Source organism: Saccharothrix stipae, from assembly GCF_054781895.1.
This window is the reverse complement of record NZ_BAAGTN010000008.1, coordinates 362,951-377,847: the sequence shown is the minus strand read 5'-3', so window position 1 is coordinate 377,847 and position 14,897 is coordinate 362,951. Positions and strand designations below refer to the sequence as shown.

Annotated in this window: 11 protein-coding genes; 5 read left to right on the top strand and 6 right to left on the bottom strand. The window is 71.0% G+C overall.

Annotated features, from left to right (window positions below):
* Positions 1–192: 192 nt before the first annotated feature.
* The 3 genes from ACYVLT_RS18565 to ACYVLT_RS18555 are packed head-to-tail and all read left to right on the top strand — an operon-like array spanning position 193 to position 3,703.
* Positions 193–2,316, top strand: a complete 2,124-nt coding sequence (locus tag ACYVLT_RS18565) for a putative bifunctional diguanylate cyclase/phosphodiesterase (protein WP_461121438.1) — start codon at positions 193–195, stop codon at positions 2,314–2,316.
* Positions 2,317–2,361: 45 nt separating this feature from the next.
* Positions 2,362–3,204 carry a S1C family serine protease gene (locus tag ACYVLT_RS18560; protein ID WP_461121437.1) on the top strand — a complete coding sequence of 281 codons (843 nt, stop codon included), beginning with the start codon at positions 2,362–2,364 and terminating at the stop codon, positions 3,202–3,204.
* Between the two features lie 16 nt (positions 3,205–3,220).
* A complete protein-coding gene (locus ACYVLT_RS18555) occupies positions 3,221–3,703 on the top strand; it encodes a GNAT family N-acetyltransferase (protein ID WP_461121436.1) in 483 nt (160 codons plus the stop codon).
* Positions 3,704–3,752: 49 nt separating this feature from the next.
* Here the strand turns inward: ACYVLT_RS18555 and ACYVLT_RS18550 are convergent, their stop codons facing one another.
* Positions 3,753–4,988 carry a class I SAM-dependent methyltransferase gene (locus ACYVLT_RS18550; RefSeq protein WP_461121435.1) on the bottom strand — a complete coding sequence of 412 codons (1,236 nt, stop codon included), beginning with the start codon at positions 4,986–4,988 and terminating at the stop codon, positions 3,753–3,755.
* A gap of 14 nt (positions 4,989–5,002) precedes the next feature.
* On the bottom strand, positions 5,003–6,367 hold the full coding sequence (locus ACYVLT_RS18545) for an FAD-binding oxidoreductase (RefSeq protein WP_461121434.1): 1,365 nt from the start codon (positions 6,365–6,367) through the stop codon (positions 5,003–5,005).
* Positions 6,368–6,455: 88 nt separating this feature from the next.
* Here ACYVLT_RS18545 and ACYVLT_RS18540 point away from each other — a divergent pair, with 88 nt between their 5' ends.
* A complete protein-coding gene (locus tag ACYVLT_RS18540) occupies positions 6,456–8,048 on the top strand; it encodes an acyl-CoA dehydrogenase family protein (protein WP_461121433.1) in 1,593 nt (530 codons plus the stop codon).
* Positions 8,045–8,800: a crotonase/enoyl-CoA hydratase family protein gene (locus ACYVLT_RS18535; RefSeq protein ID WP_461121432.1), complete on the top strand. Its 756-nt coding sequence runs from the start codon at positions 8,045–8,047 to the stop codon at positions 8,798–8,800. Before ACYVLT_RS18540 ends, ACYVLT_RS18535 begins: the two co-directional genes overlap by 4 nt.
* Positions 8,801–9,081: 281 nt before the next feature.
* On the opposite strand, the gene ACYVLT_RS18530 is transcribed toward ACYVLT_RS18535, so the two are convergent.
* The 4 genes from ACYVLT_RS18530 to ACYVLT_RS18515 all read right to left on the bottom strand — a co-directional run bounded on the left by ACYVLT_RS18530 (position 9,082) and on the right by ACYVLT_RS18515 (position 14,712).
* Complete coding sequence (locus tag ACYVLT_RS18530) at positions 9,082–10,236, bottom strand: acyl-CoA dehydrogenase family protein (protein ID WP_461121431.1); 1,155 nt, start codon at positions 10,234–10,236, stop codon at positions 9,082–9,084.
* Positions 10,237–10,239: 3 nt separating this feature from the next.
* Positions 10,240–12,156 carry an acetyl/propionyl/methylcrotonyl-CoA carboxylase subunit alpha gene (locus ACYVLT_RS18525; protein ID WP_461121430.1) on the bottom strand — a complete coding sequence of 639 codons (1,917 nt, stop codon included), beginning with the start codon at positions 12,154–12,156 and terminating at the stop codon, positions 10,240–10,242.
* Positions 12,157–12,191: 35 nt separating this feature from the next.
* Entirely contained in the window at positions 12,192–13,796 is a 1,605-nt protein-coding gene (locus ACYVLT_RS18520; RefSeq protein WP_461121429.1) for a carboxyl transferase domain-containing protein, read from the bottom strand.
* Between the two features lie 127 nt (positions 13,797–13,923).
* A complete protein-coding gene (locus ACYVLT_RS18515; RefSeq protein WP_461121428.1) occupies positions 13,924–14,712 on the bottom strand; it encodes an SGNH/GDSL hydrolase family protein in 789 nt (262 codons plus the stop codon).
* Between the last annotated feature and the right edge of the window lie 185 nt (positions 14,713–14,897).

Sequence of the window (14,897 nt, the reverse complement as noted above, 5' to 3'; positions counted from 1 at the left end):
TTCGCGAAGTGCTGATCGTCTTGCCGAAGGCGGGTCCCGGCCAAGTAAGCTGGCTGGGACCCGCGGTCCCGAATTGCACCATTCGAGTGACGGTAGGCCGGAAATACCACGTCGGTGTATCCGTGATCCATTCACGCGAACCGCCGACAACACGGTGACCTTCGACGACAGGCCCCGCAGAGCTGAATGAAGATGGCCGAACAGGCAGGCGCGGCGAGACTCGGTGACGAACCCGGGCAAACCCGGGACGCGTTCGCCTGCCGCTGGGCGGACGCCATCGTCGACACCGTCCCGGCCACCGCGCTCGCCGACCTGCCGCCGCACCGGCTGCAAGCCCTCCTCACCGGGTACGCCGACGACCTGCGCGCCGCGATCCGGCCGGACGGGTCGACGGCCGCCGCGCACGCGGTCGGCCGCGGCCTGGTCGAGCACGGCCTGGTGGCCGCCGAAACACTGGAGCGGACGCTCACGCTCGTCGGCGAGGACCTGGACGTCGACCTCACCGACACCCGGCGCCTGATCGCCGTGCTGGGCGCGCTGGCCGCCGGGTTCGCCGACGCCGTGCGCCGACGCGCGCTGGACGACCAGGAGCAGCACCACGCCAACGCGTTGAGGTCCACCCGATCAGCCGAATCGGCGTTGCGGGCGGGTGAGGCGAAGTTCCGCGCCGTGTTCCAGACCTCGGCGCTGGCCATCGCGGTCTCCGGCGTCGACGGCGTGATCCTCGACTGCAACGATGCCATGTTGACCATGCTCGACCGCACCGCCGAGGAGCTGGTCGGGTCGGCCGGCCGCGACCTGGTTCACCCGGACGAGCGCGACCTGATCTCACGGGTTGCCCAGCGGTTGCACGCCGGGCAGGAGCACGTGCGGGTGGAGACGCGGCTCGTGCGCGCCGACGGCGAACCGGTCGACGTGCTCGTCGCGCTCGCCCTGCTGCGCGACGACGACGGCGAACCCGCCTTCTACGTGACCATGATCGAGAGCCTGGACGAGGTCCGGGCGCTCCAGTCGCAGCTGGTCCGGCAGAGCCTGCACGACGTGCAGACCGGGCTGGCGAACCGGGCGCAGTTCGTGGGTTGGCTGGAGGGCGCGGTCGGCCCGCGCGGCCCCGCGGAGCTCGCGCTGGTCGTGTTCGACCTCGACGGGTTCCGGGTGGTCAACGACGCGTTCGGGCACGAGGTCGGCAACCGGGTCCTCACCGCGGTGGCCGGGCACCTGCGCTCGGTGTTCGACGGGGTCGGGCGGCTGGCCCGGATCGGACCGGACGAGTTCGGCGTGCTCGTCGACGACCCGCACGACCTGGCGTCCGTGGTGGCGCTGGCCGAGTCGGCACTCGAACGGCTCGTGGAACCGGTGTGGGTCGGTGAGGACGGCATCGGCGTGACCGCCAGCGTCGGCATCGTAATGCGGCCGGCCCGCGGTGCGGACGCGGCCGAGCTGCTGCGGTGCGTCGACCTGACCGTGCGGTGGGCCAAGGACGACGGCAAGGCGCAGTGGGCGCTCTACGACCAGGCGCGCGACGAACGGGAACGTGCCCGGATGCGGTTGGCCGCGTCGATCGCCGGCGGGCTGGAGCAGGGCGAGTTCCGGGTCGACTACGAGCCGGTGCACTCGCTGGCCGACGGGTCGCTGCTGGCCGTCGAGGCGCGGGTGCGGTGGGACCACCCGACCGAGGGCGTGCTCGACCCGCAGGAGCTGGTGTCGCTGTCCACGTGCACCGGCATGGCGGCCCGGCTGGGCCAGTGGGCCATCGGGCAGGCGTGCGAGGACGCGGGCCGGTGGCACGCCGAGTTCGGCGACGCCGCGCCCGTGGTGAGCATGGACCTGACCGCCCGGCAGTGCCAGGAGCCGGAGCTGGTGGCGACCGTGCGGCAGGCGTTGCGGGAGGGTGGCCTGCCCGCGCGGCTGCTGCAGTTCGAGCTGGGCGAGCAGCTGCCCGCGTTGATCAACGAGGACCAGGTGGAGGAGCTGACGTACCTGGCCGGGCACGGCGTGCGGCTGGTGCTCGACCAGGTCGGCGGCGGCAACCTGCCGCTGGACCGGTTGCGGCGGATCCCGTTGACGGCGGTGAAGTTCCAGGGCTCGCCGGTCTACGGGCTGGCGGAGGGCGCGAACCGGATCGAGGAGAGCGCGGCCGTGGCGCTGCTCACGTGGACGCGGACGTTGGGCCTGCCCCTGTACGCGGCGGGCGTGCGCACGGAGTTCGAGGCGCGGCGGCTGGTGGAGCTGGGTGTGACGGGGGCGCAGGGCCCGCTGTTCGGCTCGCGGCTGCTCTCGGCCGACGAGGTCGCCGCGATTCTTGGCAAGTCCTGATGGGACGCTCAGCCTGCTCATAGGGTCCGGGTCGACGCTGAGGTCATGACGACACAGGACTTCCCCGCGCTGCGCGGGTCGTTGGAGGAGCGGGCGCCGTTCTGGCGGCGGCGCACCGGCACGGTTGTGACCTCGGCGGCGCTGGTCGCCGCGTTGTTCGGCGGGGTCACCGGCGGTGTGGTCGGCGCGGTGAACGCGTCGGGCGCCGCGGTGGCGACGACGAGCGGCAGCCCGGTGGCGCTCAACGCGACGTCCACTTCGGACGTCTCGGCGATCGCGGCCCGGGTGCTGCCGAGCGTGGTGCAGGTGAACGTGGTGTCGGCGCAGGGCCAGGGCCTCGGTTCGGGCGTGGTGCTGACCGCCGACGGGCGGATCCTGACCAACAACCACGTGGTCGCCGGCGCCCAGCAGGTGACCGTCACGTTGAGCGACGGGCGGACCGTCGACGCCACCGTGGTGGGCACCGACCCGTCGAGCGACCTGGCGGTCGTGCAGGCGTCGGGGGTCAGCGGGCTGACGCCCGCGAAGTTCGGCGACTCCGACCAGGTCAAGATCGGCGACCAGGTCGTGGCGATCGGTTCGCCCGAAGGCCTCCAGGGCACCGTGACGTCGGGGATCGTGAGCGCGCTCGACCGCACGGTGACCGTGCCCGGCACGTCGACCGGTCGTCGCGGCTCGTCGTCGGTGAGCTACCAGGCGATCCAGACCGACGCCTCGATCAACCCGGGCAACTCGGGCGGCCCGTTGGTCGACTCGGCAGGCGAGGTCGTCGGCATCAACTCGGCGATCTACTCGCCCGCGTCGGACAGCGGTGCGGCGGGCAGCGTGGGCATCGGCTTCGCGATCCCGGCCAACCAGGTGCGGCAGATCGTCAACGGGCTGTCGTGAGTGGTTGGATCGGGTCGTGGACGTGGGAATCGTGCCGGTCGACGCGGTGGACAAAGTGGTGTTGGTGAACCTGATCCAGCTCTACCAACACGACTTCTCGGAGATCCGGGACCTGCCGCTCAGCCGGCACGGCACCTTCGGCTACCCGTACCTGGACCACTACTTCACCGAGCCCGCGCGCGAGGCGTACTTCATCGAGGTCGGCGGCGGGCTCGCCGGCTTCGCCCTGGCCCGCGGCGACGTGGACGACGACGGCTCGTGGAACGTCGCCGAGTTCTTCGTCGTCCGCGGCCACCGGCGGCGGGGCGTGGCCCGCGAGGCGGCACGACGGCTGTTCGCCCGGCACCCCGGGGTCTGGACGTTGTCCGTCGACCACGCCAACCCGGTCGCGGCCGCGTTCTGGCGGTCGGTCATCGCCTCGGTCGCGACCGGCGGCGTCGGCGAGGTCGACCGGGTGGAGCCGGTGCCGTCCACGCGACTGCGGTTCCGGGTGCGGTGAGAGCCGGCGTCGCGCGACGGGGAGCCGCGCGACGCCGACCCGCGTCACCTCAGCTCAACCACTCCGGGCGCAACGGCATGTGCGACGTGCTGCCGTCCAGCTTCACGCCCAGCACCTGGTGCAGCTGGATGTTGTTGCGCTCGAAGCCCAACCGGGACGCCGCCAGGTACAGCCGCCACACCCTGGCGCGGCCGAGCCCGACCTCGGTCACCGCGTCGTCCCAGTGCTTCTCCAGGTTCTCGCACCACGCCGCCAACGTCATGGCGTAGTGCTCGCGCAGGTTCTCCTCGTGCCGCACCTCGAAGCCGGTGTCGTGCATCAACGACACGATGTGCCCCGGCCCGACCAGCTCGCCGTCCGGGAACACGTACCGGTCGATGAACCCGCCGGTCCGCGCCCGCTGCTTGTTGTCCGGCCGGGTGATGCAGTGGTTGAGCATCCGCCCGCCGGGCTTCAGCTTCCCGTACAACGACCGGAAGTACGCGGGCAGCTTGGCCTTGCCGATGTGCTCGGTCAGGCCGATCGAGCTGACCGCGTCGAACCCGGTCTCCCGCACGTCCCGGTAGTCGAGGTAGCGCACCTCGGCGAGGTCGGACAGGCCCGCCTCGACGATGGCCTTCTGCGCCCACTCCGCCTGGTTGCGCGACAACGTCACGCCCAGCGCCTTGACGCCGTACTCGCGCGCGGCGTGCATCACCATGCCGCCCCAGCCGCAGCCGACGTCGAGCAGCCGCATCCCCGGCTTCAGCCCCAGTTTGCGCGCCACCAGGTCGTGCTTGGTGAACTGCGCCTCCTCCAGGGTGGACGCCGCGGTCGGGTACACGGCGCACGTGTACGCCATGGACGGCCCGAGGATCCACTCGTAGAACGTGTTCGACACGTCGTAGTGGTGCGCGATCGCCTCGCGGTCGCGCGCCTTCGAGTGCCGCAGGCCGCGCAACCGGCGCTCCTGCGGCGGCACCTCCACCCGCGTACCCAGCCGGGTGCGGCCGAGCGTGGCCAACAGCTCCAGCCGCTCGGCCCAGGGCACCTCCCGCAACGACATCTCGGACAGGTGCTTCAACGCCCCGTACACGTCACCGATGATCTCCAGGTGCCCGGTCACGTACGCGCGCGCCAACCCCAGTTCGCCCGGCGCCGACGCCAGGTACGACAACGCCTCCGGTGAGCGCACCTCGATGCGCACACCCGCGTCGGCCGGCCCCGCGCGGCTGCCGTCGTACGCGCTGAACCCCACGGACGCGTCGCCTCCGACCGCCCGCTGGAACACCTCCGCCAACCGCATGGCCGCGGCTCCCTTCACCTACGGAGAACACACTTGGCGTACAGATCCGGCAGCCGACCCGCCGGGTCGTACCGCTTCTTCAGGTCGTCGTAGATCGGACCGTTGTAGTTGTCCCAGAACTCCTCCTCGCCGTAGTACGAGTCGGAGTAGAGCGACTTGTGCCCGCCCAGCTCGGTGACCTTGTCCTCGATCAGCCGGTTCCGGCTGCCCAGCTCCTCGTCGGGCCGCAACGACACCGTCGACCAGAAGCCGACGTTGACGTAGAGCACCTCGGGGTCCATGGGGTACAGCGGCCAGCTCGGCGGGCGCCCGTCCTCGCGGCTCCGCAGCCGCACCGGGCACAGCCACACCGGGCTGATCCCGATCTCCCGGTGGAAGAAGTCCAGGAACTCCGCGAGCCGGTCCACCGGGATCTCCACGTCCTGGATCACCGGTTCCTGCACCGCCTTGCTCAGCCGGTCCGACAGCTTGTGCCGCCGGTCCCAGGCCACGACCTTGCGGTACACGTCGGACCGCAGGTAGCGCTTGGGCACCAGCCGCCGCACCACCGGGTGCTGCACGCCGAACGCGCGCGAGCACCAGAACCAGTCGGTGTCCCACCGCCACAGGTAGTCCCGCACGGTGAGGTAGTCGGTGCTGCGCTGCTGCACGGACCGGTAGTAGATGTGGTTGCCGGTGTAGTCCGACACCCACGGCGCGGTGTCGGCCCAGTTCGCCAGCGTCAGGTACTGCTCGCCGCCGGAGAACACCGTCCCGTCCACGAAGTCGACCGGTTCGCCCTGGTAGGAGCGCTCGGCGCAGACCTCGGCGATGGTGCGCGCGCACTCGTCGGCGTCCGCGAACGGCACGTGCCGCAGCCGCACGTACGGTTTGACCGGTTCGAGCTCGATGTCCAGTCGCAGCGTGTAGCCGAGCGTGCCGTACGAGTTCGGGAACCCGCGAAAGAGGTCGTCCTCCGGACCCACGACGACGACCTCGCCGTCGCCGGTCATCACCTCCAGCTCGCGCACGGACTCGTGCGGCAGGCCGTTGCGGAACGAGCTGGACTCGATGCCCAGGCCCGCCACCGCGCCACCCAGCGTGATCGTCTTGAGCTGCGGCACGACCAGTGGCATCAGGCCGTGCGGCAGGGTCGCGTCGACCAGGTTCTCGTAGGTCGTCATGCCCTGGACCTGCGCCGTCCGCGCGGCCGCGTCGACCGAGAGGACCCGGTCGAACCGGGCGACGTCGAGCCCGCCGGACTGGTCGGCGCGGAACCGGAACAGGTTCGACGTCGACTTGGCCAACCGCACCGGTGCGCCCGCCGGGATCGCCGCGTACTGACCGCGCAACGCGGCCACCGCCCGCTCGTGGTCCTGGCTCTGCCGCTGATCCCTCACGGCACCGACGTTAGGCGGCCGGAGCTTGATCAGCACCCCCAAATTTCACGGCGGTCCAAGTTACCGACGGGTAGTAGTCTACGTGGTTATGACCCACGCCACTCACGAGGTGACCAACCAGGCGCCGCCGCTGACGGGCCACGACGTCTCCGCCGACCCGGCGTTGCTGGACGGCCTGCGGCGCGGTGGCGCGGAGTGGGCCGAACCCGAGGTGCGCGCGCTCGGTGTGCTCGCCGGCACCGCGCACGTCCAGGACCTGGGTCGACTGGCCAACGTTCACCCGCCCGTGTTGCACACCCACGACCGGTACGGACACCGGGTGGACGAGGTCGAGTTCCACCCGTCGTGGCACGAGCTGATGGGGACCGCGGTCGCCAACGGCCTGCACGCCGCGCCGTGGCAGGACGACCGGCCGGGCGCGCACGTGGCTCGTGCGGCGAAGTTCTACGTGTGGAGCCAGGCCGAGGCCGGCCACGGGTGCCCGATCTCGATGACGTACGCGGCCGTGCCCGCGTTGCGCGCGACGCCCGAGTTGGCGGCGCGGTACGAGCCGTTGCTGGCGTCACGGGAGTACGACTTCGGGCTGCGCGCGCCGTCGACCAAGCGCGGGCTCATCGCGGGCATGTCGATGACTGAGAAGCAGGGCGGCTCGGACGTGCGGTCGAACACGACGCGGGCCGTGCCCGCCGGTGACCACTACCTGCTGACCGGGCACAAGTGGTTCACCTCGGCGCCGATGTCGGACCTGTTCCTCACCCTGGCGCAGGCGCCGGGCGGCCTGTCGTGCTTCGTGCTGCCGCGCGTGCTGCCCGACGGGACGCGCAACGCGATGTTCCTCCAGCGGCTCAAGGACAAGCTCGGCAACAAGTCGAACGCGTCCGCGGAGCTGGAGTACGACGGCGCGGTCGGGTGGCTGGTCGGCGAGGAGGGGCGGGGCGTGCGGACCATCATCGAGATGGTCAACACGACCCGGCTGGACTGCGTGCTCGGCTCGGCGTCGGGGATGCGGCTGGGGTTGACCCAGGCCACCCACCACGCGGCGCACCGCAAGGCGTTCGGGTCGTACCTGGTGGACCAGCCCGCGATGCGCAACGTGCTGGCCGACCTGGCGGTGGAGTCGGAGGCGGCGACCACGGTGGCGTTGTGGCTGGCCGGCAACCGCAGCAGGCTCGGCCTCGCGGTGAGCAAGTACTGGGTGTGCAAGAGGGCTCCGGCGCACGCCGCCGAGGCGTTGGAGTGCCTGGGCGGCAACGGGTACATCGAGGACTCCGGGATGCCCCGGCTGTTCCGCGAGTCACCGTTGATGTCCATCTGGGAGGGCTCGGGGAACGTGGCGGCGCTGGACGCGCTGCGCGCTCTCGGGCGTTCGGCGGAGGCGGTGGAGGAGTTCTTCGGCGAGTTGGACGCGGCGCGCGGTGCCGATCGGCGGCTGGACGCGGCGGTCGACGGGATCAAGGATGAGCTGACCGACCTCGCCGACCTGGAGGTGCGGGCGCGGAGGCTGGTGGAGCGGATGGCGTTGGCGTTGCAGGGGGCGTTGCTGGTGCGGTACGGCCACCCGGCGGTGGCGGACGCGTTCTGCGCGTCGCGGCTGTCCGGTGACTGGGGCGTGGCGTTCGGCACCCTGCCGCGCGGTGTCGACTTCGGCGCGATCGTGGAGCGGGGGCGGCCGAAGCCGTGAGCGCGGTGCGGGTGGAGCGGTCGGGGCCGGTGTTCACCGTGCTGCTGAACCGGCCTGCGGTGCGCAACGCGGTGGACGGCCCGACCGCGCACACGTTGACCGAGGTGTTCCGCGAGTTCGACGAGGACCCGACCGCGGCGGTGGCCGTGCTGCACGGGGAAGGCGGCACGTTCTGCTCGGGCGCGGACCTGAAGGCGCTGGGCACCGCTCGGAGCAACGACCCGCGGTCGCCGTCCGGTCCGATGGGCCCGACCCGGTTGCGCCTGTCCAAGCCGGTGATCGCCGCCGTCTCCGGGCACGCGGTGGCGGGTGGGCTGGAGTTGGCGCTGTGGTGCGACCTGCGGGTGGCCGACGAGGACGCGGTGTTCGGCGTGTTCTGCCGGCGTTGGGGCGTGCCGCTGATCGACGGTGGGACGGTGCGGTTGCCCCGGTTGATCGGTGCGTCGCGGGCCATGGACCTGGTCCTGACCGGCCGGGCGGTGTCGGCCGAGGAAGCGCTGCGGATCGGCTTGGCGAACCGGGTGGTGCCGACGGGGACGTCCCGTTCGGCGGCGGAGGCGCTGGCGCTGGAACTGGCCGCGTTCCCCCAGGTGTGCTTGCGCGAGGACCGCCTGTCCCTGCTCGAACAGGAGGACCTGTCCGAGCAGGACGCCCTGGCCAACGAACTGGACCACGGCCTGACCTCGTTGACCGAGGTGGAACAGGGCCTGCGCCGCTTCCAATCCGGCGAGGGCCGCCACGGCCACTTCTGACCCCCCGCGAGAGTCCAACCCTCACACCCCGAGAGTCCAACCCTCACACCGCGCGTGTCCTACGTTCGGAACGCGCGTGTCCTACGTTCGCGTACCCCGAGTTCAACGCTCAGAACAGTCGATCTTGTTCTGAGCGTTGAACTCGGGTGTTCCGAACGTAGGACTCTCGCGTTCCGAACGTAGGACTCTCGCGTTCTGAACGTAGGACTCTCGCGTTCTGAAGGTAGGACTCTCGCGTTCTGGAGGTAGGACACGCGCGTTCTGGAGGTAGGACACGCGGGTTAGCGGAGGCCCAGTTCGCGGGCGATCAGCATCTTCTGGACCTCGCTGGTGCCCTCGCCGATCTCCAGGATCTTGGCGTCGCGGTAGAAGCGGCCCACCGGGTACTCGTTCATGAAGCCGTACCCGCCGAAGATCTGGGTCGCCTCACGCGCGTTGTCCATCGCCGCCTCCGACGACACCAGCTTGGCGATCGCCGCCTCGCGCTTGAACGGCTCACCGCGCAGCATCTTGGCCGCCGCCTGGTAGTACGCCAACCGCGCGGTGTGCGTGCGCGCCTCCATCTCGGCGATCTTGAACTGGATCGCCTGGTACGCGCCGATCTTGTGCCCGAACGCCTCCCGCTCACCCGCGTACCGCACGCACTCGTCCACGCACCCCTGCGCCAGCCCGACGCCGACGGCCGCGATCGCCACCCGCCCCTCGTCCAACGTCTGCAAGAACTGCGCGTACCCGCGCCCACGCCCCCCGACCAGGTTCGCCACGGGCACCCGGCAGTCCTGGAACGACAGCTCACGCGTGTCCGACGCGCTCCACCCGACCTTGGAGTACTTGCGCGACACCGAGAAACCCGGCGTCCCCGACGGCACGATGATCGCCGACACCTCCGGCTTGCCGTCCTCACGCCGCCCGGTCACCGCCGCCACCGTCACCAACCCGGTGATGTCCGTGCCCGAGTTGGTGATGAACGCCTTGGTCCCGTTGATCACCCACTCGTCACCGTCGAGCCGCGCCGTGGTCCGCAGCGCGCCCGCGTCCGACCCGCTACCGGGCTCGGTCAGCCCGAACGCGCCCAGCACCTCGCCCGAGCACAACCGGGGCAACCACTCGGCCTTCTGCTCCGCCGAACCGAACCGGAACAACGGCACCGCACCCAGCGAGACGCCCGCCTCCAGCGTGATCGCCACCGACGAGTCGACCCGCGCCAACTCCTCCAGCGCCAGGCACAACGCGAAGTAGTCACCGCCCATGCCGCCGAACTCCTCCGGGAACGGCAGCCCGAACAGGCCCATCCGCCCCATCTTGGCGACGATCTCGTACGGGAACTCCTGGCGCTCGTAGAACTCGCCGATCACCGGCGCGACCTCGTCGCGCGCGAACTCCTCGACGGTCTTGCGCAGCGCCTCGTAGTCCTCGTCAAGGCGGAAGTCCAACATCGCTCACTCCTGGTGGGGCACGACGACGGCTAGGGTCTGGTCCAGCGCGACCTGTTGGCCTGCCTGGACGTGCACTTCGGCGAGCACGCCGTCCACGGGTGACGTGACGGTGTGCTCCATCTTCATCGCTTCGACCACGAACAACGCCTGACCAGCGGTCACGTGGGCACCCTGGGCGGCCCGCGCCACGAGCACCGTGCCGGGCATCGGGCTGGTCACCGGGCCACCGCTGCCGGCCGCCGCCGACGACGCGACCTCCGACGGCAACGTCTCGGTCAACGCCCACGCGTGGCCGTCCGCGCCGAGCCACAGCACGTTGCCCGCCCGGGCCATTGCATACCGTCGACCGCCTACAACCAACCACTCGCCGTCGACGGCGGCGTCGAGCCGCACCGGTTCTTTGTATGCAATAGACACTTCGTCGCCGCGGACCCGGACCTCGACCCCGTCGATCAGCCACCTGGTCCACGCGTGCTCGCCGATCCGCCACCCGCCGACGTGCTCCCACGGGTCGTCACCGCGCGCCGCGAGCTGCCGCTCCAACGCCGCCGCGGCCAGCACCTCGTCCGGCACGTCGTGGCGCACCAACGACTCCAGCTTCCGCTCCACCAACCCGGTGTCCAACGCGCCCGCCCGCACGTCCGGGTCGGCCAGCAACGCCCGCAGGAACGGGATGTTGGTCGTCACGCCGAGCAGCACCATCCGCCCCAACGCGGCGTCCAGCCGGCGCAACGCCTCCTCCCGCGTGGCCCCGTGCGCGATCACCTTGGCCAACATCGGGTCGTAGTCGCTGCCGACGGTCAACCCGACCCGCAACGCCGAGTCCACCCGCACGTCCGACGGCTCGTGCAGCGCCAGCACCGTGCCACCGGTCGGCAGGAAGCCGCGCGCCGGGTCCTCCGCGTAGACGCGGGCCTCCACGGCGTGCCGCGACATCGTCACCTCGCCCAGCGCCAGCGGCTCACCCGCGGCCACCCGCAGCTGCCACTCGACCAGGTCCACGCCGGTCGCGAGCTCCGTGACCGGGTGCTCGACCTGGAGCCGGGTGTTCATCTCCATGAAGTAGTAGTCGCCGGACGCGCCGTCCACGATGAACTCGACCGTGCCCGCGCCGACGTACCCGACGGCCTTCGCCGCCTCCACGGCGGCCGTGCCCATCGCGTCGCGCATCCGGGGGGAGACCAGCGGCGACGGCGCCTCCTCGATGATCTTCTGGTGCCGCCGCTGGAGGCTGCACTCGCGCTCGCCGAGGTGCACGACCCCGCCGCGCGCGTCGGCCAGCACCTGGATCTCGATGTGCCGCGGGTTGCCGATGAACCGCTCGATCAGCAACGCGTCGTCACCGAACGACCCGCGCGCCTCCCGCCGTGCCGACTCGATGGCGTCCCGCAGGCCGTCGGCGGCCTCGACCAGCCGCATCCCCTTGCCGCCACCGCCGGCGGACGGCTTGAGCAGCACCGGGAAGCCGATCTCCGCGGCCGCCTCGACCAGGTCGTCGTCGGTCATGCCGACCTCGGTCCGCCCCGGCACCACCGGCACACCCGCCGCCGCGACGGTGAGCTTGGCGCGGATCTTGTCGCCCATGGCCTCGATCGCGTCGGCGGGCGGCCCGATGAACACCAGCCCGGCCTTCTCGCACGCCCGCGCGAACTCCGCGTTCTCGGCCAGGAACCCGTACCCGGGGTGCACGGCCTGCGCCCCCGTCGACCGCGCGGCCTCGATGATCCGCTCGATCGACAGGTAGCTCTCCCGGGCCGACGCGGGCCCGATGCGCACCGCCACGTCGGCCTGCCGCACGTGCAGCGCGTCGGCGTCCGCGTCGCTGTAGACGGCCACCGACCGGATGCCGAACCGCCGCAACGCGCGGATCACGCGCACCGCGATCTCGCCCCGGTTGGCGATCAGGACACTGTCGAACATCTCTTGGGGAAGGCTCTCCGAGCGACCCATCGTCATCACATCCGGAAGACGCCGTAGGAAACCGGCTCGATCGGGGCGTTCGCCGCCGCGGACAAGGCCAGGCCGAGCACCATCCGGGTGTCGAGCGGGTCGATCACACCGTCGTCCCACAGCCGTGCCGTGGAGTAGTACGGGTTGCCCTGGTCCTCGTACTGCTGCCGGATCGGCGCCTTGAACGCCTCTTCCTCCTCGGTCGACCACGCGTCGCCGAGCTGGTCGCGCCGCACCGTCGCCAACACCGACGCGGCCTGCTCACCACCCATGACCGAGATCCGGGCGTTGGGCCACATCCACAGGAACCGGGGCGAGTAGGCCCGCCCGCACATCGAGTAGTTGCCCGCGCCGAACGACCCGCCGATGACCACGGTGAACTTCGGCACCCGCGCGCACGCCACCGCCGTCACCATCTTCGCGCCGTGCTTGGCGATGCCCGCCGCCTCGTACTCGCGGCCCACCATGAACCCGCTGATGTTCTGCAGGAACACCAGCGGCACGCGGCGCTGGTCGCACAGCTGGATGAAGTGCGCGCCCTTCAACGCCGACTCGCCGAACAGCACGCCGTTGTTGGCCACGATGCCGACCGGGTGGCCGTGGATCCGGGCGAACCCGGTGACCAGCGTCGCGCCGTACTCCTTCTTGAACTCCTGGAACCGGCTGCCGTCCACGACCCGGGCGATCACCTCACGCACGTCGTAGGGCGTGCGGCTGTCCGTCGGCACCACGCCGTACAGCTCGGCGGGGTCGACGGCGGGCTCGACGCTCGGCTCGACCTGCCACGGGCGCGGCTCGCGCGGACCCAGCGTGCTGACGATCGAGCGCACGATCCGCAGCGCGTGCGGGTCGTCCTCCGCCAGGTGGTCGGTGACGCCGGACGTGCGCGAGTGCAGCTCGCCGCCACCGAGCTCCTCGGCCGTGACGACCTCGCCGGTCGCGGCCTTCACCAGCGGTGGGCCGCCGAGGAAGATCGTGCCCTGGCCGCGCACGATCACCGCCTCGTCCGACATCGCGGGCACGTACGCGCCGCCCGCCGTGCACGAGCCGAGCACGGCGGCGATCTGCGGGATGCCGCGGGCGGACATGGTGGCCTGGTTGAAGAAGATCCGGCCGAAGTGGTCGCGGTCCGGGAACACCTCGTCCTGCCTGGGCAGGAACGCGCCGCCGGAGTCGACCAGGTAGACGCACGGCAGGTTGTTCTGCAACGCCACCTCTTGCGCGCGCAGGTGCTTCTTGACCGTCATCGGGTAGTACGTGCCGCCCTTGACCGTGGCGTCGTTGGCGACGACCACGACCTCCCGACCGGACACGCGGCCGACGCCCGTGATGACGCCCGCGGCGGGCGCCTCGTCGCCGTACATGCCGTTCGCGGCCAGCGGTGCGAGTTCGAGGAACGGCGAACCGGGGTCGAGCAGCGTGTCGACGCGGGCGCGGGGCAGCAGCTTCCCGCGCTCGACGTGGCGGGCGCGGGCCCGCTCCGGGCCGCCGAGGGCGGCTTGGCCGAGCTTCGCGCGCAGGTCGTGCACGAGGCGCGCGTGCTCGTCGTGGTAGCGCCGGAAGGCGTCGGCCGACTTGTCGGCCGTGCTGCGCAGCACCGGGGCGTCCATCGGGCTCCTCGCGGTTAGCAGTCGTTAACCTGAGGAGATGTTAGCGCTTGTTAACGCCGGTTCACAAGCCGGAGGGGGCCGCGGGTGCGGCCCCCTCCGGGTGTTGCTGCGGGTGTGGCGGGGTGGGTCAGCCCGTGACGGCGGTGAGCTGCGGCAGGTAGCCGAGGCGCTGGCCGTTGCGGTTGGGGTGGTAGGACTCCTCCACCGGCCAGGACAGGCTGTTCAGCCACCAGTCCGACGAGCAGATCTCGTGCCCGGTGAACGCCGTGCGCAGGTCGCGGTAGGCGAACGACCTCGCGCCCGCCCGTGCGGAGATGACCTGGTGCAGGGTGTCGGAGGCCGAGTTGATCGCCGAGCGCTTGGTGTCGCTCAGGCCGACCGAGCAGCTGCCGGGCACCTTGTACAGGCGCGGGTAGCCGAGCACGACGACCGTCGCGGACGGCGCGCGGGTGCGGATCTGGGTGTAGACGTTGTCCAGCAGGCCGGGCAGGGTGCCGGTGGCGTAGGCCTTGGCCTGGTTGACCCGGTTCACGCAGGTCGAGTCGGAGCCGAAGGTGCAGGTGGTGATCACGTCCGTGAAGCCGGCGTCGTTCCCACCGATCGAGATGCTGACCAGGGAGGTGGTCGCGCTCAGCGCGGCGACCTGGTTGGCCAGCACGTCACCGGTCTTGGCGCCGGAGCAGGCCACGAACTTGAACGACGCGGGCGCGTGCGACGCCGCCCAGAGGGCGGGGTAGCTGTACTGGCTGCGCTTGCAGCTGCCGGAGTCGCTGTAGTACGAGCCGGTGCCCGTCCCGGACGAGTACGAGTCGCCGAGCGCGACGTAGTTGGCGGCGGCGGCTTGGGCCGGCACGACGAGCGCCAGCGAGGCGACTAATGCCAGCGCGGCGCTGGACAGGGTTCGGACAAGGCGCATCGGAGCCTCCCGGAGGGAAACAACGCAGGGTGTGATGCGGAGCACAACAAGAGTTACCAGCAAGTAGTCCTATATAAAAAGAGTGGGTCAAGAGTTAACTACGTGTTTCGACCGGTGCCCGGTGATCGTTGGCGTAAGGCGAGGTTAACGCCCGTTTACGTGCACTGGTCTGGGCGTTTAAGATG